21 protein-coding genes are annotated in these 19,461 nt (G+C 62.7%); 18 read left to right on the top strand and 3 right to left on the bottom strand.

Translation table 11 applies throughout. The features are described from left to right. Positions 1-25: 25 nt before the first annotated feature. On the bottom strand, positions 26-907 hold the full coding sequence (locus tag Q7V20_RS05330; RefSeq protein WP_304787958.1) for an alpha/beta fold hydrolase: 882 nt from the start codon (positions 905-907) through the stop codon (positions 26-28). Positions 908-954: 47 nt separating this feature from the next. Between Q7V20_RS05330 and Q7V20_RS05335 the strand changes: the two genes are divergently transcribed. From Q7V20_RS05335 to Q7V20_RS05390, 12 genes are all read left to right on the top strand, one after another. Continuing rightward, complete coding sequence (locus Q7V20_RS05335; RefSeq protein WP_304787960.1) at positions 955-1,644, top strand: CerR family C-terminal domain-containing protein; 690 nt, start codon at positions 955-957, stop codon at positions 1,642-1,644. 21 nt (positions 1,645-1,665) lie between these two features. Then, entirely contained in the window at positions 1,666-2,811 is a 1,146-nt protein-coding gene (locus Q7V20_RS05340; RefSeq protein WP_304787962.1) for an efflux RND transporter periplasmic adaptor subunit, read from the top strand. Beyond that, a complete protein-coding gene (locus Q7V20_RS05345; protein WP_304787964.1) occupies positions 2,808-5,903 on the top strand; it encodes an efflux RND transporter permease subunit in 3,096 nt (1,031 codons plus the stop codon). The genes Q7V20_RS05340 and Q7V20_RS05345 overlap by 4 nt, the downstream gene beginning before the upstream one ends. 103 nt (positions 5,904-6,006) lie before the next feature. Beyond that, on the top strand, positions 6,007-6,687 hold the full coding sequence (locus tag Q7V20_RS05350; protein ID WP_304787966.1) for a hypothetical protein: 681 nt from the start codon (positions 6,007-6,009) through the stop codon (positions 6,685-6,687). A 210-nt stretch (positions 6,688-6,897) separates the two neighbouring features. Continuing rightward, entirely contained in the window at positions 6,898-7,299 is a 402-nt protein-coding gene (locus tag Q7V20_RS05355; protein WP_304787968.1) for a PaaI family thioesterase, read from the top strand. Positions 7,300-7,491: 192 nt separating this feature from the next. Next, complete coding sequence (locus tag Q7V20_RS05360; RefSeq protein ID WP_304787970.1) at positions 7,492-7,980, top strand: SRPBCC family protein; 489 nt, start codon at positions 7,492-7,494, stop codon at positions 7,978-7,980. Between the two features lie 36 nt (positions 7,981-8,016). Then, the gene (locus Q7V20_RS05365) at positions 8,017-9,060 is read left to right on the top strand and encodes a dienelactone hydrolase (RefSeq protein WP_304787972.1); all 1,044 of its coding nucleotides are present in this window, start codon (positions 8,017-8,019) and stop codon (positions 9,058-9,060) included. Positions 9,061-9,065: 5 nt separating this feature from the next. Further along, positions 9,066-9,404: a cupin domain-containing protein gene (locus Q7V20_RS05370; RefSeq protein WP_304787974.1), complete on the top strand. Its 339-nt coding sequence runs from the start codon at positions 9,066-9,068 to the stop codon at positions 9,402-9,404. 80 nt (positions 9,405-9,484) lie between these two features. Further along, positions 9,485-10,000, top strand: a complete 516-nt coding sequence (locus Q7V20_RS05375) for a Spy/CpxP family protein refolding chaperone (protein ID WP_304787976.1) — start codon at positions 9,485-9,487, stop codon at positions 9,998-10,000. A 105-nt stretch (positions 10,001-10,105) separates the two neighbouring features. Beyond that, a complete protein-coding gene (locus Q7V20_RS05380) occupies positions 10,106-10,555 on the top strand; it encodes an SRPBCC family protein (RefSeq protein WP_304787978.1) in 450 nt (149 codons plus the stop codon). A 24-nt stretch (positions 10,556-10,579) separates the two neighbouring features. After that, positions 10,580-11,104 carry a hypothetical protein gene (locus Q7V20_RS05385; RefSeq protein WP_304787980.1) on the top strand — a complete coding sequence of 175 codons (525 nt, stop codon included), beginning with the start codon at positions 10,580-10,582 and terminating at the stop codon, positions 11,102-11,104. A 10-nt stretch (positions 11,105-11,114) separates the two neighbouring features. Next, entirely contained in the window at positions 11,115-11,465 is a 351-nt protein-coding gene (locus tag Q7V20_RS05390; protein ID WP_304787982.1) for a TfoX/Sxy family protein, read from the top strand. 73 nt (positions 11,466-11,538) lie between these two features. On the opposite strand, the gene Q7V20_RS05395 is transcribed toward Q7V20_RS05390, so the two are convergent. Further along, positions 11,539-12,723, bottom strand: a complete 1,185-nt coding sequence (locus tag Q7V20_RS05395; RefSeq protein ID WP_304787983.1) for an acetyl-CoA C-acyltransferase family protein — start codon at positions 12,721-12,723, stop codon at positions 11,539-11,541. Positions 12,724-12,769: 46 nt separating this feature from the next. Continuing rightward, positions 12,770-13,711 carry a LysR family transcriptional regulator gene (locus tag Q7V20_RS05400; RefSeq protein WP_304787985.1) on the bottom strand — a complete coding sequence of 314 codons (942 nt, stop codon included), beginning with the start codon at positions 13,709-13,711 and terminating at the stop codon, positions 12,770-12,772. A 121-nt stretch (positions 13,712-13,832) separates the two neighbouring features. On the opposite strand from Q7V20_RS05400, the gene Q7V20_RS05405 reads away from it, so the two are divergent. From Q7V20_RS05405 to gph, 6 genes are all read left to right on the top strand, one after another. Further along, entirely contained in the window at positions 13,833-15,317 is a 1,485-nt protein-coding gene (locus Q7V20_RS05405; RefSeq protein WP_304787987.1) for a form I ribulose bisphosphate carboxylase large subunit, read from the top strand. A gap of 22 nt (positions 15,318-15,339) precedes the next feature. After that, complete coding sequence (locus Q7V20_RS05410; RefSeq protein ID WP_304787989.1) at positions 15,340-15,783, top strand: ribulose bisphosphate carboxylase small subunit; 444 nt, start codon at positions 15,340-15,342, stop codon at positions 15,781-15,783. 2 nt (positions 15,784-15,785) lie between these two features. Next, a complete protein-coding gene (gene cbbX, locus Q7V20_RS05415) occupies positions 15,786-16,769 on the top strand; it encodes a CbbX protein (protein WP_304787991.1) in 984 nt (327 codons plus the stop codon). 54 nt (positions 16,770-16,823) lie between these two features. Further along, positions 16,824-17,918 (top strand): class 1 fructose-bisphosphatase, encoded by a 1,095-nt coding sequence (locus tag Q7V20_RS05420; RefSeq protein ID WP_304787992.1) that lies wholly within the window; start codon positions 16,824-16,826, stop codon positions 17,916-17,918. 14 nt (positions 17,919-17,932) lie between these two features. Beyond that, a complete protein-coding gene (locus Q7V20_RS05425) occupies positions 17,933-18,808 on the top strand; it encodes a phosphoribulokinase (RefSeq protein ID WP_304787994.1) in 876 nt (291 codons plus the stop codon). Positions 18,809-18,822: 14 nt separating this feature from the next. Beyond that, positions 18,823-19,461: phosphoglycolate phosphatase (gene gph, locus Q7V20_RS05430; protein ID WP_304787996.1), on the top strand; the 639-nt coding region annotated here is incomplete at its 3' end.

Raw genomic sequence — 19,461 nt, forward strand, 5'->3', positions numbered from 1 at the left:
TAGTCAGGGTTATTCAGGCCATCCCCTAAAACTGTGCCATCAAGTACCTTTTCACCATTTGGGCGGTTTGAATGGGTGTTTCTTGCATGAAGCAGTGCCCTCCCGGAGTTTGAATGTCGCAGACCTTCGGGTTGATGTTTTTCCACTGTTGCACAGATGCAGCGATGAACGGGAATGTTTTGTCGGCATGAATCACCTGGATCGGGGTGTCGATTCGGTTCAGGGCCGACCAAAGGCCATCGGCCACCGAGCTGAAAACCTCGGACTCCCTTTCTGGCGAGCATTTCAACTCCACACCGCCGTCTGCCGAGGGGCGCAAGGCATGGTCAATGAAGGCTTGAAGGGCGGGGGCGGTCCAGTTTCTGTAAACACCCCGACCTTCCAGCGATTCGCGCGCGGTGTCGCGGTCTGGCCAATGGTGCCGACGCGCCCTGGCTTTGCGGGCCAGTTCGTTGTGGCTGGCCAGTCCGGTCCACTGGCTCATTTGCGCGGCCCACAGCACATGGGGCGGCAGGATCACCGGGTCCAGCAGCACGGCGCGTGCAAACAAGCCGGGGTGGTGGGCCAGTGCCAGGCTGGTCAGGACACCGCCAAAACTGTGACCCACCGCGTGCCGGGCCACGCCCTCAAACATCGGTAAATGGGCATTCATGGCTTCCACGGCCAGCTCTGCGCTGCGGTTCCACCCTACAAAATTTTCGCCGTGGTCGCTGTCGCCATGGCCCTGGGCATCGCTCAGCCACAGGTCGAAATCGGGGGTCAATTCGATCAGCAAGGGCTCGTAGGCCCTGCCGCAGAAGCCGTTGCCGTGCATGAAGTGCAACAGGGGCTTGCCGGTGGGGGGCGTGTGCCAACCCCGCAGTGCAAAACCTTCTCGACCTTCGTAAACCCAAGGAATCAATTGCATGTGAATTCGGCAAAAATGAAAACGGCTTGATGAGTTAGCATGCTCGCATGAAAATCAATCAAGCGCTTGATTCGGATCAGTCTGGATCCCTGGAGCGCGGCGTTCGGGCACGCGAGCGCCTGCTGCAGGAGGCCATGCGCATCTTTGCGGACAAAGGCTTTGCGCAAGCCTCGACCCGCGAGATCTGCCAGGCCGCGGGCACCAATGTGGCATCGATCCACTACTATTTTGGCGACAAGGCTGGTTTGTACCGGGCCGTGCTGCTGCGTCCCATCGAGGCCCTGACGTCGGAATTCGCGAACTTCGACGACCCTGCCTTGCCCCTGGAGGAAGCACTGCGGTGTTTGATGACTGCATTTTTGTGCCCCATCAGCATGGGTGTACACACCGATGCTGGCGCCGAATGCGGCATGAAGCTGCACCTGCGTGAGATGGTGGAGCCCAGCGCGGCCTACAAGGAAGTCATCGCACAGTACATCCAGCCGCACCACCAGCGCGTGGTGATGCTGCTGGCGCGGCACGTGGGGGCCACCGAGGCCGACGATGCCTTGCATCACCTGGCCTTTGCACTGTTGGCCATGGTGCACGACTACAGCCTGTCGCGTGAATTCATGAATGTGTTGGCGCCGGCCCTCCTGGATGGGGATGAGGCTGTGCGCCAAGTTTTGAACCGTTTGGTGGGCTATGGTGTCGCCCTGGTTGCTCACGAGCGTGGTGTGCGCGCCGCGGCCAATTGATTAAAAAATCAGAGGAAAAACATGTCGAACTGGTTGATGAAAAACGGCAAATGGGTGGCCGTGGTTGCCGTGGTCGTGGCAGGTGGTTTGTGGTGGCAGTCCAGAAGCACCGCGCCTGCTGGCGATGCGAGCAAGGCCGCCGCAGCGGCCCCTGCCGCCTCGCGCAGTGTCAAGCCCGCCCTGAGCGTGCAGGTGGTCTCGCCTCAATCGGCGCGATGGCCATCCACGCTCACGGCCAATGGTTCGATCGCCGCCTGGCAGGAGGCCATCATCGGGGCCGAGCTGTCGGGCCTGCGCGTGGCCACCGTGTTGGTCAATGTGGGCGACCGCGTCCAACGTGGGCAGGCCCTGGCCACCTTGCAAAATGAAGCCGTGGTGGCCGATGCCAACACGGCGCGCGCCAACCTGGCCGAAGCACAAGCCTTGTTGGCCGAGGCCAAGAGCAATGCCGACCGTGCCCGCTCCCTGCGTGGCAGCGGCGCCATCAGCGCGCAGGAAGCGCAGCGCGACCTCACCGCCGAAGCCACCGCGCAAGCCCGCATGGAGGCCCTCAAAGCCCGCCTGGCCGCCGATGAACTGCGCCTGCGCCAGACCAGGGTGGTGGCGCCTGATGATGGCGTGATCTCGGCCCGGGTGGCCTCGGTGGGCTCGATGGCCCAGCCCGGCGCAGAGATGTTCCGCCTGATCCGCCAAAGCCGCCTGGAGTGGCGCGCTGAACTGCCCTCGGCCGACCTGTCGCAGATCAAACCCGGCATGCCCGCCTGGGCCACGCCACCTGGGGGTTCAACCGTTCAAGGCGTGGTGCGCATGGTGGCTCCCACCGTGGATGCCACCACCCGCAATGGCCTGGTGTACGTGGACCTGCCTGCCAGCGCCGTCAACGCTGGCGCGCGCGCAGGCATGTTCGCCAACGGCCGCTTTGAAACCGGCCAGGCCACCGGCCTGTCGCTGCCGCAAAGCGCGGTCTTGTTGCGCGATGGCTTCAGCTATGTCTTCACCGTCAATGACAAGGGCGTGGTCAGCCAGGTCAAGGTCAGCGTGGGCCGCCGCCAGGCCGACCGCATCGAGATCACGCAAGGCTTGAAGGCCGACACGCAAGTCGTGGCCTCCGGCGTGGGCTTCCTGACCGACGGTGACACCGTGCGGGTCGTGAAAGGCCAGTCATGAACGTCTCAACCTGGTCGATCCGCAACCCCATCCCCGCGATCCTGTTGTTCATCATGCTCACCGTGGTGGGCCTGATGGGCTTTTCGGGGATGAAGATCCAGAACTTTCCCGACATCGACCTGCCCACCGTCACGGTGACGGCGTCCTTGCCGGGCGCGGCACCTGCGCAGTTGGAAACCGAGGTCGCTCGCAAGCTGGAGAATTCGATTGCCACGCTGCAAGGCATCAAGCACATCTACACCAAGGTGCAGGATGGCAACGTGATCATCACGGTCGAGTTCCGCCTTGAAAAGCCCACGCAGGAAGCCGTGGACGACGTGCGCGACGCGGTCTCGCGCGTGCGCTCGGATCTGCCGGGCGATCTGCGCGACCCGGTCATCTCCAAGATGAACCTGTCGGGCGCACCGATCCTGACCTACACCGTCGCCTCCAAGCGCATGGACGACGAGGCCCTGTCCTGGTTCGTGGACAACGACGTGACCAAGCGCATGCTGGCCGTCAAAGGTGTGGGCGCCGTGGCGCGTGTGGGGGGGGTGACCCGCGAAGTGCGCGTTGAGCTGGACCCGGCCCGCTTGCTGGCTCTCAATGTGTCTGCCGCCGACGTGTCGCGCCAGTTGCGCAGCATCCAGCAAGAAGCCTCTGGCGGCCGCGTGGACGTGGGTGGTGCCGAGCAATCGGTGCGCACCGTGGCCACCGTGCAATCGGCGGCCGAGTTGGCCGCCATGGACATCACCTTGTCCGATGGCCGCCGTGTTCGCCTGGACCAGATTGCCAAAGTGAGCGACACCGTGGCCGAGCAACGCTCGGCGGCACTGCTCAATGGCGAGCGCGTGGTGGGCTTCGAGCTCACGCGTGCGCTCAAGGCGGGCGAAGTGGAGGTGGCACAGGGCATCCGTGCGGCGCTGGAAGAAGTCAAGGCCAAGAACCCCGACATTGTCATCACCGAGGCTTTCAACTTCGTGGACCCGGTGGAAGAGAACTACCACGGCTCGATGACCTTGCTGTACGAAGGCGCCATCCTGGCCGTGATCGTGGTGTGGCTGTTCTTGCGCGACTGGCGCGCCACCCTGGTGGCCGCCACTGCCTTGCCCCTGTCGGTGATCCCGGCCTTTGGCGTGATGAACCTGCTGGGCTTCAGCGTCAACACCGTGTCGCTGTTGTCGCTGTCGCTGGTGGTGGGCATCCTGGTGGACGATGCCATCGTCGAGATCGAAAACATCATGCGCCACCTGCGCATGGGCAAGACGCCTTTGCAGGCGGCCACCGAAGCCGCTGACGAGATCGGCATGGCCGTGATCGCCACCACCTTCACGCTGATCGCGGTGTTCCTGCCCACAGCCTTCATGGGCGGTGTGCCCGGCAAGTTCTTCGTGCAGTTTGGCTGGACGGCGGCGATTGCCGTGTTCTTCTCGCTGGTGGTGGCACGCATGCTGACACCCATGATGGCCGCCTACTTTTTGAAGGCCCCCAAGGGCGAGCACGTTGATCCCAAATGGATGGGCATGTACCTGGGCTGGGCGCGCTGGTGCCTGAAGCACCGCATCCTGACCTTGCTGGTGGTGGTCGTCTTCACGGGGGGATCGATCATGCTGGCAGGGCGTTTGCCCACCGGCTTCATACCGCCCGATGACCTGTCGCAAACGCAGGTGTCGCTGTCGCTGCCGCCGGGCAGCAACTTCGAGCAGACCTACAAGCTGGCCGAAGAGGCGCGCAAGATCGTGGTCAAGAACGAGCACGTCAAACTCGTTTACACGGCCGTGGGCGGCGGTGCGTCGGGCAGCGACCCCTTCATGCCACAAGCGGCGGCCGAAGTGCGCAAAGCCACGCTCACCATCAACATGACGCGGCGGCAAGACCGGCCCGGCATCAGCAAGCAGGACATCGAGCAGCAACTGCGCGCGTCTCTGGAAGCCTTGCCGGGTGCGCGTGTGAACGTGGGCTTTGGCGGCTCGGCCGAGAAGTACGTGCTGGTGCTGGCCGGTGAAGATGGCCGGGCCTTGTCCGAGCATGCCTCGGTGGTGGAACGCCAGTTGCGGACCATTCCCGGTATCGGCAACGTCACGTCCACCTCCAGCCTGGTGCGCCCTGAACTCATCGTGCGGCCCGATGCCGCCAAGGCCGCCGACCTGGGCGTGAGCACCAGCGCCATCGCCGACACCTTGCGCATTGCCACCCTGGGCGACTACGACCAGGGCCTGCCCAAGCTGAACCTGTCGCAACGGCAAGTGCCCGTGGTGGTGCGCCTGCCCGACGAGGCCAAGGCCGACCTGGACCTGATCTCGCGCCTGCCCGTGCCCGGTGCGCGTGGCCCTGTGCCCCTAGGCAATGTGGCCACGCTGACCATGGCCAGCGGCCCCGCCCAGATCGACCGTTACGACCGCCAGCGCAACATCAACTTCGAGATCGAGCTGAACCAGCAACCGCTGGGCGACGTCGAGAAGAAAGCCCTGGCCTTGCCCAGCCTGCAGAACCTGCCGCCCGGCATCACGCAGACCACGGTGGGCGATGCCGAAGCCATGGCCGAGCTGTTCGCCAGCTTTGGCCTGGCCATGCTGACGGGCGTGTTGTGCATCTACGTGGTGCTGGTGCTGCTGTTCAAGGACTTTGTGCAGCCGATGACCATCCTGATGGCGCTGGTGCTGTCCATCCCTGGGGCCTTTGTGGCGTTGTTCATCACGCAGACGGCGTTGTCCATGCCATCCATGATCGGCTTGATCATGCTGATGGGCATTGCCACCAAGAACTCGATCCTGCTGGTGGACTACGTGCTGATCGCGCGCAACGAGCATGGCTTGTCGCGCTGGGAGGCGGTGGTGGACGCGTGCCGCAAACGGGCGCAACCCATCATCATGACCACCATCGCGATGGGCGCGGGCATGTTGCCGATCGCCTTGGGCATTGGCGTGGACCCGAGCTTTCGGGCCCCGATGGCCATCGTGGTGATCGGTGGGCTGATCACGTCCACCTTCTTGAGCCTGCTGGTGATTCCGGTGGTGTTCACGCTGGTGGATGGCTTGATCCGGCGGAGCAAGGCGTTGATGCATCGGGGGCGTGTGAGCACACCAGTGCCAGAGCCTTTGAAGGCTCCCTAACTTGCACCCCATTCCTCCCTAGCTTGAAGCCGCGGGCACCTTGTCACGGCGGCTCCCCAGGAAGACATTGAATTCCCCAATGTCACATTCCAAGGAGCCGACCATGATTGCCTTGACCCTCAAGCGTGTTGTTCTACTCGCAGCCATTGCGCTGTGTTCCCCCATGATGGCGCAGGCCCAGTCCACCACGGTCTGCGGCCCCGACATCAAAAACGAAGTGGCCAAAGCCCTGGAAGGTGCCAGCAAGCTGAGCCTGACAGAGCAGAGCCAGCTGCAGGCCTCGCTGTACCAGAAGTACAAGTACTGCGGCACCTACGATGCCGCCGCGCTGCCCGCGGCCGACCCGTTCCACACTGCGGCTCGCCAGTGCGGGGCCAAGGTGGCTTACCTCGGCAGCGTGTATTACGAAGAGATGTCCTGCTGCGGCTACGACCCCCAACGCCGCACCTTCGCTTGCCCCGTGAAGATCAAGCAGAACTTCGGCTTTGGTGCCGCGCCCAATCCGGGCAGCCGTGAGTATGTGTACCACTGCGTGGCCGATGCGGCCGGTGTCTTCCAGCCGGTGGGCGACGACAGCGTGCACCTGGCCAACTCGGTGTTGGCACCCACCTGGCAGTTCGCGGTGGTGGCCAACGCCATCAACAACCTGCAGCTCGTTCAGCCCATGAACGGCGTGGCCCGCCGCGCGCGCTCCATCCTGTCATGGAACCTGCGTCCCACCAGCTGCAACTACCAACCCATCTGGGGCAATGTGCTGGAGTACAGCGTGCGGCTGGATCAATGAGCACACCAACACGCTGACACTTTGAGCCCCGGCATGGTCCGGGGGTTTTTTGTTGCGGCGATGTGACTGGTGAGCTTCCTTGCTCAAGCACTCCGCGAGCGCATCATGGCGTCCATGCCCGGCTATTGGGGCCTCTACCATGAGCAACTTGCCGTGTTCAGCAAGGCATGCGTTCGAGGGTGTGATAACAGTCAACATTGAAAGTCTCCCATGGACATCCCCGCCGGCTTCAGCCCACTCACCCGCACCAGCCCCGTGCTTGACCTGGTCGGCCCCATTCACGCCAAAGGCCAAGGGCATGATTTGGTTTTGGGCCTGCGTGTCGAACCCAAGCATTGCAACGCCCGCGGAACCATCCACGGAGGCATCCTGGCCACCTTGGCCGACGTGGCCCTGGGTTACGCCACCGCCTTCTCCGCCGACCCACCCATCCCTTTGGTCACCGCCAACCTCACACTCGACTTCACCGGCACCGCCAAGATCGGCGACTGGATTGAAACCACCGTGGACATCCAGAAGAAGGGCTCACGCCTGGCCTTCGCCAATGGCTTCATCCACGTGGGCGCCGAGCGAATCGTTCGCGCCAGTGCGGTGTTCGCCGTGAGCACTTGATGGGCGCATTCATGCGCCTGTGTACAAGATCAAGGAAGGCGAGAGTTCGCTGTACACGGCCTTCAAGAATTACTACAACCACCTGTGGTTTGTTTATTCGTCGGAAAAGCCGAACGAGTAAGTTGAACCCTTCACGAAGGGTGTAAAACCGAATGTCCGCCATCGTTCGTGACCACTGAAGGGATACCCGCCATGCGTTCCACCTCAGCTGAAGTGCAAACCACCGTCCACGCACCGCTCGAAAAAGCTTTCGCGCACATCGTGCCCATCAACCTGGCGTCCATCTTCACCGGGTACGGCCCCTTGCCGGCGGTGTCGGGCACCAAAGACCAGACGGGCCCCTGGGACGGTGCAGGCCAGACCCGCACCGTCCTGCTGTCCGATGGCAGCTCGGCCCAGGAGGCGTTGATGGCCTACCAGTTCCCATCGCATTTCGCCTACACCGTCAGTGGCTTCACGGGCATCCTGCGCTTCCTGGCCAAAGAGGCGCGGGGCGAGTGGTGGTTCGAGCGCGAACCCGTCACCCAGGCGACGGCCATTCGCTGGCGGTACGAGTTCATCAGCCGCACACCCGTGCTCGAGCCCATTGTTTGCTTCATCACGCAAAGGCTGTGGAAAGGCTACATGCGCAAGGCTTTGAGCATGTCCAAAGCGCAGGTTGAATCAATCGCCAGCGTTTGACGATCGCGAAATATGGCGATGGCGCATCTTCTTCCGATGATTCCAAAGGCAGTTCGCACACTGGCATTTTCTCTGGCGCTGCTGGGCTGCCATGCTGGGGCCCTCTCTGCGGTGGGCATGGTGGAGTGGCCGTCGTCAGAAACGGCTGGTCCCGTCACGGTGTTCTTTCCCACCAAAGCGCCAGAACAGGATGCCCGGCGGGGTGAGTTCCTGATGCGACTGGCCGTCGATGCAGCCCCCGTCAAGGGCAATGGGGCGTTGGTGGTCATCTCTCATGGCTCCACAGCAGCACCATGGGATTACCTCGACATTGCCAGAGCATTGGTGGATGCCGGTTTTGTGGTGGCCATGCCCGAGCACTACAAGGACAACGACGACGATGTCGGCGAGCCTGGCCCTGCCAGTTGGATTCGCCGACCGCTAGAGGTGTCCAAGGCCATTGACGCCATGGCCCGCAGCCCATTGTTTGCCCCGCTGCTTCAGTTCGACAGCGTGGGCATGTATGGCATGTCTGCCGGTGGGCACACTGCGCTCTCACTGGCGGGTGGGCGTTGGTCGCCAGCCAGGTTCAAGCAGCATTGCCAGGCCCACATGGCCGAAGATTTTCAGACCTGCGTGGGCCTCATCACCCGGCTGACCGGGGGGGCGTTGGATGGGCTTAAAACCACCGTGGCCCGTTGGGTCATTGGCCTGAAGTTCACCGACGAGACCTGGTACGAGCACACCGATCCCAGGATCAAGGCCGTGGTGGCGGGCGTACCGTTGGCGGCTGATTTCGACCTGACTTCCTTGCGCCAACCCAAAGTGAAACTGGGCATCATCTCGGCCCAGAAAGACCGGTGGTTGATCCCGAAGTTTCACAGCGAAGCCGTGTTGGGCGCCTGCAAGTCTTGCGAGTCTTTGGCTGATCTGGAAAACGGCGGACATGGTGCGCTGCTGTCGCCGCTGCGGCCCAATCTCAGTGGCCTGGTGTCTGATTTGATCTCTGATCCGCCGGGGTTCAACCGGGCGCAGACCACCCGTGAGGTGAACGAGCTGATCGTGAAGTTTTTTGTCAGGAATCTGGACATTGCACGGTGATGATCATGCGCATTGACAACCTGTTCACCAATGCAACACCGCCAGCCCATGGCGAGCGCTTCGACACCATCCTCAACCACCGCAATCTGCTCATCGAGCGGATCGTCAGCACTTCGCGCATCACGCCTCACGAGTATGTGCAGCCGCAAGACGAGTGGGTCTTGCTGGTCCAAGGTGAAGCGTGGATGACCGTTGCCGGGGAGTCCGTGTCGCTCAAGGCTGGCGATCACCTGTTCTTGCCGGCAGGTGTGCCGCACACCGTGGAGCGCACCTCGGACGGCGCCATGTGGTTGGCCGTGCACCTGCACCCGGCGCAAAGCCCTGACCAAGGAGCACCTGGATGAAGCCACCAATGAGCAGCGCATCGCTCATGCCGGTGATACTAGGGCGCCTCGCCCACTGATGAATGAACCAAGGAGCCAACATGAAGATCACATTCACCGCGACCTGCCTGGCGCTGCTTTCAAGCCTGGCCGTGGCTGCAGGGGCTGACATCAAGGCGCTTTCCGTGGATGACGTCCAGGGTTATTTGTCAGGTAAAGGCATGGGCCAGGCCAAAGCGGCTGAACTGAATGGTTACCCGGGGCCGTCTCATGTTCTGAGCCTGTCCAAGGAGCTTGAGCTCACGCCCGGGCAGAAGGCGCAGACGCAAGCCTTGTTCAACGACATGGCATCTCGCTCAAAGCGCGTTGGCCAGCAGTTGGTCGAAGAAGAACGCTCGCTGAACGAGCTGTTCGTGGCCAAGACAGCGACACCCGAACGCTTGTCGATCGCCATGGCCAAAATTGGCCAACTTCAGGGGCAGGTTCGCCAAGTGCACCTGGAGGCTCACATCCACCAGCACGCCATCCTCACCCCATCGCAAATTGCAAAGTACCAGGTGCTGCGTGGCCATGGCGAGGCGAGTGCCAACGGGCCGCAGCACCATCGCCATCCTTGATGGGCGTGCGCCGCAAGCCTTGCCGAACGCCCAATGTCGATTTGGCCGCCCGTCCTTCGTCGTACAGTCAGAGGGCTGTCCTCTGCAAGCCAAGGAATGATTGACATGAGCACCACCAACACTGTCCGTCTTCACCGCGTCATCCGCTGCACCCCGGATCGCCTTTACCGCGCCTTCCTGACCGAAGAGGCCTTTGTCAAATGGCTGCCCCCGCACGGCTTCACCGCCAAGGTTCACCAGATGGACGCCAAGGTGGGTGGCCAATACAAGATGTCGTTCACCAATTTCAGTTCGGGCCACAGCCATTCGTTTGGCGGTCAGTACCTGGAGCTGGTGCCCAACGAGCGCCTGCGCTACACCGCCGCGTTCGATGACCCGAACCTGCCTGGCGAAATGCAGACCACGGTCACCTTGAAGCAAGTGTCCTGCGGCACCGAGCTGAGTGTGGTGCAGGAAGGCATCCCAGCCATCATCCCCCCGGAAGGCTGCTACCTGGGCTGGCAAGAGTCGCTGACCTTGCTCATCCAATTGGTCGAGCCCGAGATTCCGGGTTGAGGGCGCAGGTCGGAGGATCGAGCCATGAACGCCGTGCAACTTGGTGAGCTTCCCCAAGAAGCCTTGCTCAACCAATACAAAGAGCAGGGCGTGTACACGGACTGCTATTGCGTGGATGTGCCCCGTGCCGTTTCCCAGGCCGAGTTTGTCGAAACCTTCTACACCACGAGGCTGTTCAAGGTAGAGCGATTCATCCTCTCATCGCTGCTTTCCAAGCCCTCCACGGACGAGCAAGCCAGGCGGCTGGCGGCAGGGGAGGTGCAAAGGTTCGCAGCCTGGACCGTGGAGGGCCGAACGGCCCATCAATTGCTCCTCTGCGATTTCATGGGGCGCACCAGGTCGTGGTTGATGAGCGTTGCCGACGAAGCCACCCGCCCTGGCAGCACGCGTTTGTACTTTGGCTCGGCCTTCCTGCCCAAGGTGGATCGAGCGACGGGCCAGGCAACCTATGGCCCGGAGTTCCACGCCCTCAAAGGCTTCCACCGTCTCTACTCCCGAGCACTCCTGCGGTCGGCGCAATCGCGCTTGCTGCTCACCAAGCCGAGCTGAGGTAAACGCCATGGCCACCGACCAGAGCTTCGTCGACTACATCTGCGAGCAATCCAAGCTGGGTGGCCGCATCTCGCACAAGAAGATGTTCGGCGAGTACGCGCTCTACCTGGACGGCAAGGTCATCGCCTTCGTGTGCGACAACCACCTGTTCCTCAAGCCCACGGCCGAAGGCAAGGCGGTGCTGGGCACCGTGTCAGAGCACCCGCCTTATCCCGGCGCCAAGCTGTACTTCCGCATCGGCGACGAGATCGATGATCAACACCTGTTGCAACGCGTGTTCCAGGCCACGGCCGATGCCTTGCCATTGCCCAAGCCCAAAGCCGTCAAGCGCAAAACTCCCAAAGCCAAGGCCCCATGAAAAAAGCCCGAGGCGGTAAACCGCACTCGGGCTTTTCAAGGATGACTTCAGCGAGTCAAAGCGCCGTCATCAATCAAATGCGCTCGATGATCATCGCAATGCCTTGGCCACCGCCAATGCACATGGTGATCAGGGCGTAGCGGCCCTTGATGCGTTGCAACTCGTACAGCGCCTTGGTCACCAGGATGGCGCCAGTGGCACCCACCGGGTGGCCCAGCGAGATGCCTGAGCCATTGGGGTTGGTCTTCTCGTTGGGGAAGCCCATTTCCTTGGACACGGCACAGGCTTGCGCAGCGAAGGCTTCGTTGGATTCGATCACGTCCAGGTCGGCCACAGTCAGGCCAGCCTTGGCCAGCGCGGCCTTGGAGGCGGGCACAGGGCCGATGCCCATGTACTCGGGCTCGACGCCAGCGTGGCCGTAGGAAACCAGGCGGGCCAGGGGCTTGAGGCCCAGTTCCTTGGCCTTCTCGGCAGAGGCCATGACCACGGCAGCGGCGCCGTCATTCAGACCGGAGGCGTTGCCGGCGGTCACGGTGCCTTCTTCTTTCTTGAAAGCAGGCTTCATCTTGCCGAGGGTTTCGACGGTGGTGTCGCCCTTCACGTGCTCGTCAATCGCGAACAGCGTGGTGCCCTTGCGGGTTTGCAACTCAACGGGAACGATCTGTTCCTTGAAGTAGCCGGCCTCGATGGCGGCGGCGGCACGCTGCTGGCTTTGCACCGAGTAGGCGTCCTGCTGCTCGCGGGTGATGTCGTAGCGGGCGGCCACGTTTTCGGCCGTGATGCCCATGTGGATGTGCTTGCGCGGGTCATGCAGGGCGCCGAGCATGAAGTCCAGCATCTTGACGTCGCCCATGCGCGCGCCCCAGCGGTTGCTGGTGACCAGGTAAGCGCCACGGCTCATGGATTCAGCGCCAGCGCCGATGGCCACTTCGCAATCACCCAGCAAGATGGACTGGGCGGCCGACACGATCGCTTGCAGGCCCGAGCCGCACAGGCGGTTCACGTTGAAGGCGGGGGTCTCTTGCGGCACGCCAGCGTTCAGCGCGGCCACGCGGCTGATGTAAGCATCCTGAGGCACGGTGGGGATCACATGGCCCAGCACCACGTGGCCCACATCTTTGGGCTGCACGCCAGCGCGTTCCATCGCAGTCTTGATGACCAGGGCGCCCAGGTCGGCCGGGGGCACTTCCTTGAGCGAGCCACCGAAGGTGCCGATGGCGGTGCGGGCGGCGCCCACAAAAACGACTTCACGAGTCATGGTGTTTTCCTTCAAGAGAGGGGATGTGATCGAAACGATTGTCAGATTATGCCGCGTTGGGCGCCTGCACAGTCGAATCCTGCGTGCCCATGATGTTCTCCGCATGCTCCAGCACAAAGTAGCGAAATGCCTCGGCCGCCGGTGACAGCACCTTGGACACCTCGTGCACGATGTTCCAGGTGCGCCTCAGGGGCGTGCCTTCAAAGTCCACCAGGTGCAGCAGGCCGTTGCGCAATTCGGGTGCCACCGCGTGCAGCGACAGAAAACCGATGCCCAATCCTGCCGTGACCGCCGCCTTGATGGTCTCGTTGCTGGCGATCTCCATGCCGATGCGCGGCGCCATCTGGTGGTGCTTCAAATAGGCGTCCAGCACCTCGCGAACCTCGGACCCGACCTCGCGCGCAATCAGCGGGTGGTTCATCAAGGCATTGAGCGGCGGGTGCCCCACGCCCAGCAAAGGGTGCCCCGGCGGGCAAACGAACACCATGGCATGACCCGCAAAGGGCTCGGCGCGCATGGCGTATTCCTTGGGCGGGCGGCCCATCACCGCCAGGTCGATTTCGTTGCTGTGCATGCGGGCCATCAGCTTGGTGATGTCGCGGGTCACGTCCAGTTTGACGTCCACCCCCGGATGTTCAGCGCGAAATCGCGCCAGCAATTGCGGCAGGAAATAACCCGCCGTGCTGATCAGACCAATGGTTAGTACCCCCGTCTGAACCCCCTTGAACCGGGCCATGACGTTGTCCGCATCCTTCAAAGTTGAAAGCAAACGTTTGGCGTAGACCAGGAAGTACTCGCCTCCCATGGTCAGCTGGATGTTGCGGCCCTGGCGCTCGAACAGGGGCATGCCGACATGGCCTTCCAGCTCCTTGACCTGCATGGTCACCGCAGGGGGCGAGAGGTGCAAAACCTCGGCCGCGCGGCTGAAGCTGAGCTGCCGAGCGACCTCCGTGAACACCCTTAACTGCCTAAAAGTCACGCTTCTCATTAAGCAATACCTGAAGTGAATCCAAAGAATAACTGAATTTACCTTATTCGGCCCCGGTCCTACATTGAATTCAACCCCGTTCGTTTTTCCGCTTTTTCTCCATTCCCACAGAGGATTCAACATGAACAAACCAGTGGAAGCCGGCGTCGTGAACGCCGATCAGATCACCGACCAGAAAAAGCGCTACAGCGCTGGCGTGCTCAAGTACCGCCAGATGGGGTATTGGGACTCCGACTACGTGCCCAAGGACACCGACGTCCTCTGTCTGTTCCGCATCACTCCGCAAGACGGTGTGGACCCGATCGAAGCGGCCGCTGCCGTGGCGGGCGAATCCTCCACCGCGACCTGGACCGTGGTGTGGACCGACCGCCTGACGGCCTGCGACAGCTACCGCGCCAAGGCCTACAAGGTCGAGCCCGTGCCCAACAACCCGGGCCAGTACTTCGCCTACGTGGCCTACGACATCATCCTGTTCGAAGAGGGCTCCATCGCCAACATGACGGCCAGCCTGATCGGCAACGTCTTCAGCTTCAAGCCATTGAAAGCTGCGCGCCTGGAAGACATCCGCGTGCCCGTGGCCTACGTCAAGACCTTCAAGGGCCCACCAACCGGCCTGATCGTCGAGCGCGAGCGCCTGGACAAGTTCGGCCGCCCCCTGCTGGGTGCCACCACCAAGCCCAAGCTGGGCCTGTCGGGCCGCAACTATGGCCGCGTGGTCTACGAAGGCCTGAAGGGCGGCCTCGATTTCATGAAGGACGACGAGAACATCAACTCTCAGCCCTTCATGCACTGGCGTGACCGCTTCCTGTTCGTGATGGACGCCGTCAACAAGGCCAGCGCCGCCACCGGCGAGGTCAAGGGCAGCTACCTGAACGTGACCGCCGCCACCATGGAAGACATGTACGAGCGCGCCGAGTTCGCCAAGAGCCTGGGCTCGGTCATCGTCATGGTCGATCTGGTCATCGGCTACACCGCCATCCAGTCGATGGCCAACTGGTGCCGCAAGAACGACATGATCATGCACATGCACCGTGCGGGCCATGGCACCTACACGCGCCAGAAGAACCACGGCGTGAGCTTCCGCGTGATCGCCAAGTGGCTGCGCCTGGCCGGTTGCGACCACCTGCACACCGGCACCGCCGTGGGCAAGCTCGAAGGCGATCCGATGACCGTGCAGGGCTATTACAACGTCTGCCGCGACAGCTACACCAAGACCGACCTGCCACGCGGCCTGTTCTTCGACCAGGACTGGGCCGACCTGAAGAAGGTCATGCCCGTGGCTTCGGGCGGCATCCACGCCGGGCAAATGCACCAGCTGATCGACCTGTTCGGCGACGACGTGGTGCTGCAGTTCGGCGGCGGCACCATCGGCCACCCCGCGGGCATCCAGGCTGGCGCTGTGGCCAACCGCGTGGCGCTGGAATGCATGGTCAAGGCCCGCAACGAAGGCCGCGACATCCTCAACGAAGGCCCGGACATCCTGCGCAAGGCCGCGCAGTTCTGCACCCCCCTCAAGCAGGCGCTCGACACCTGGGGTGACATCACCTTCAACTACACCTCGACCGACACGTCCGACTACGCCGTGACGCCGGGCGTTTCCAACTAAGCAGGGCAAGGAGAACACCACCATGATGACCAACCCCACCGGCCGCCTCACGCAAGGCCAGTTCAGCTTCCTGCCTGACTTGACCGATGCCGAGATCGCATTGCAGATCGAATACGGCCTGCGCAAGGGCTACGCCTGGAGCGTGGAATACACCGACGATCCACACCCTCGCAACACCTACTGGGAGATGTACGGCAACCCCATGTTCGACCTGAAGGATGCCGCCGGCGTCATGACCGAACTGAAGGCCTGCCGCGACACCTTTGGCCGTGGCCACTACATCCGCCTGATGGCCTTTGACTCCACCCGTGGCGTGGAGACCATCGCCATGAGCTTCATCGCCAACCGTCCCAAGAAGGAGCCCGGTTTTCGCCTGGAGCGCCATGAAGTCGATGGCCGCTCGGTGCGCTACACCATGACCTCTTACGCGATCGGCGAGCCCGAAGGCGAGCGCTACAGCGACTGACCATGAACGCGCCGCTCTACACCATCCCTGGCAGCACGGCCCGTGCTGTGGCCGAAGAGGCCGTGGCCGCCGTACCTGTGGCGTCCACTGGCTCTGCAGTCTCTGATGCCCCCGTGCCACGCACCGTGGCCGAGGTGCTGGCCCAAAGCCGCATCGACGATGTGATGGACGAGCTGGACCGCGACCTGGTCGGCCTGGCCCCGGTCAAGACCCGCATCCGTGACATCGCGGCCTTGCTGGTGATCGACAAGCTGCGCTCCGGCTTCGGCCTGTCAGCGCAAAGCCCGTCGCTGCACATGTGCTTCACCGGCAACCCGGGCACGGGCAAGACCACGGTGGCCTTGCGCATGGCCGAGATCCTGCACCGACTGGGTTATGTGCGCAAAGGCCACCTGGTGGCCGTGACGCGCGATGACCTGGTCGGTCAGTACATCGGCCACACGGCGCCCAAGACCAAGGAAGTGCTCAAGAAGGCCATGGGCGGCGTGCTCTTCATCGACGAGGCCTACTACCTCTACAAGCCCGAGAACGAGCGCGACTATGGTCAGGAAGCCATCGAGATCCTGCTGCAGGTGATGGAGAACCAGCGCGATGACCTGGTTGTGATCCTGGCGGGCTACAAAGACCGCATGGACCACTTCTTCCAGAGCAACCCCGGCATGTCATCCCGCATCGCTCACCACCTGGATTTTCCCGATTACGCCACGCCCGAGCTGCTCAGCATCGCCGACAAGATGCTGGACCAGCAGCACTACACCTTTGGCGAAGGTGCCCGTGAAGCCTTCGACGACTACCTGGGCCGCCGCCTGGAGCAGCCTCACTTCGCCAACGCCCGCAGCGTGCGCAATGCCCTGGACCGCGCCCGCCTGCGCCAGGCCAGCCGCCTGTTCCAAGACCGCGACCGCGTGCTGACCCGTGATGACCTGACCACCATCGAAGTGGCCGACATCCGATCCAGCCGCCTGTTCGCCGTGTCGACAGCTTGATCGAACGATTCGTCGTTTGAGCCCCCACATAACAACTCACAGAGGATCCCCACCATGAACACCACGCCAGTTGTGGAACTGACCGAGGCCTTGGCCCTGAACTTGTCGGGCCTGCCCGCCGATGCGGCCCAGGCTTTGAGCGAAACCTTGCTGACCATCGCGCAGGCTTGCGCGGCCATCAGCGAGGTCGCGGCGCAAGGTGCTTTGGCGGGGGCGCATGGCCTGGCGTCGTCCAGCAACTCGCAAGGTGAAGACCAGAAGAAGCTGGACGTGATGGCCGACGACGTGCTGTCGGCGGCCATGGCCGCTTGCCCGCACGTGGCCGGTTGGGCCAGCGAAGAGCACGAGATGCCTTTCGTGTCTGACGAGCATGGCAACCAGGGCCGTTACCTGGTGGTGTTTGATCCTCTGGACGGCTCGTCCAACATCGAAGCCAACATCTCGGTGGGCACGATCTTCTCGGTGCTGCCGCATCCTTACCGTGGCACCACCCCGGGCGAAATGGGCTTTCTGCAGCCTGGGCAACAGCAGGTGGCCGCTGGCTATGTGCTGTATGGCCCCTGCACGGTGATGGTGTTGACCTGTCGCCAGGGCGTGCAGATGTTCACCCTGGACCGCAGCAGCCTGCGCGGCGAAGGCCCGGCTCGTTGGGTTCTGACGCAGTCCGAGGTCCGCATTCCCGTGGCGACGCGCGAGTTCGCCATCAACGCGTCCAACCAGCGCTTCTGGGAGAAGCCCGTGCAGCGCTACGTGGCCGAATGCATCGCCGGTGAATCCGGTCCGCGCCACAAGGATTTCAACATGCGCTGGGTGGCCAGCATGGTGGCCGAAGTGCACCGCATCATGACGCGCGGTGGTGTGTTCATGTACCCGCGCGATGAACGCGAACCGCGCAAGGCAGGCCGCCTGCGCCACATGTACGAAGCCTCGCCCATGGCCTTGCTGGTGGAACAGGCCGGTGGCCGCGCGGTCAACGGCACGCACGATTTGCTGGAAGTGGTGCCCGACACCTTGCACCAACGCGTGCCAGTGCTCCTGGGGTCGAAGGAAGAGATCGACCGCATCGTCAGCTACCACGCCGATCCGCACGAGAACGTGTCATGGCAGTTGTTCAAGACGCGTTCGTTGTTTGTTCAACCTCAAGCCTGATCGGGTGATTCGACATGTCTCGCAAACACCCCATCATCGTGGTGACCGGCTCCAGCGGCGCCGGTACCAGCACGGTCAAAAGCACCTTTGACGCCATCTTTCGCCGCGAGGGCATCACCCCGGCCGTGATTGAAGGCGATGCCTTTCACCGCTACTCTCGCAACGAGATGAAGGTGAAGGTGGCCGAGTACGAACGCGAGGGCATCGCCCTGAGCCACTTCGGCCCCAAGGCCAATGAGTGGGAGATGTTGGGCAAGCAGTACCAGGCCTATGGTGAAACCGGCCGCTGCAAAACCCGCTACTACCTGCACAACGAAGCCGAAGCCTTGCCTTACCAGCAAGAGCCCGGCACCTTCACGCCGTGGTCGGACACCCCTGTCGACACCGACGTGCTGTTCTACGAAGGCCTGCACGGCTGCGTCAAGACCGACGAGGTTGACCTGGTGCGCCACGTTGACCTGAAGATCGGCGTGGTGCCCATCATCAACCTGGAGTGGATCCAGAAGATCCACCGCGACACCAAGTTCCGGGGCTACAGCAAAGAGGCCGTCTCCGACACCATCCTTCGCCGCATGCACGATTACGTGCACTACGTGTGCCCGCAGTTCGGCGAGACCGACATCAACTTCCAGCGCGTGCCGGTGGTGGACACCTCCAACCCCTTCATCGCCCGGGACGTGCCCACAGCTGGCGAAAGCATGACCGTGATCCGCTTCCGCAACCCGCGTGGCATCGACTTCCCCTACCTGTTGTCCATGATCGGCGACTCCTTCATGTCGCGCGCCAACACCATCGTGGTGCCTGGCGGCAAGATGGACCTGGCCATGCAACTCATCCTCACCCCCATGATCCTGCGCCTGATGGAAATCCGCCGCGCACAGATGCGTTAACCGGCGCCCCAAACATGACCATTCAACTCATCACCTTCGACCTGGACGGCACCATGGTGGACACCGCCGCCGAGATTGCCGAGGCCGCCAACCGCACCCTGGCCGAGATCGGTCTGCCCCGGCGCCCTTTGGGCGATGTCACCAAGCTGATCGGCCACGGCACGCGCGAGTTGATGAAAGGCTTGCTCAGGCAGGCCAAGGAAGCCGGCGAGACCAAGGTCGACACCCTCGACGTCGAAGCCGTCATGCATTGTTTTGAGGGCCACTACAACGACACCACGGGCACCGACAGCCAGTTGTACCCCGGCTGCCTGGAAGGCCTGGAGCGGCTTCGCACCGCTGGGGTGCGCCTGGCCTGCGTCACCAACAAGGAGTTGCGCTTTGCCCAGCGTGTGCTGGAGGTGACGGGCCTGGCGCCTTTCTTCCCCATCGTCCTGGGCGGGGACAGCCTGGCAGAAAAAAAACCCCATCCTTTGGTGATTGAGTATTGCCTTGAAGCGCTGAATGTGGATAAATCACACACAGCGCATGTGGGCGACTCCTCGATCGATGTGGAGACCGCCCAGCGTGCTGGCGTTGCTGCCTGGGCCGTTCCCTACGGCTACAACGGCGGACAACCCATTGAAGATTCCCAACCCGACGGCGTGTTTACC

The sequence above is a fragment of the Aquabacterium sp. genome, from assembly GCF_030652515.1.
Classification (GTDB): Bacteria; Pseudomonadota; Gammaproteobacteria; order Burkholderiales; family Burkholderiaceae_C; genus Aquabacterium.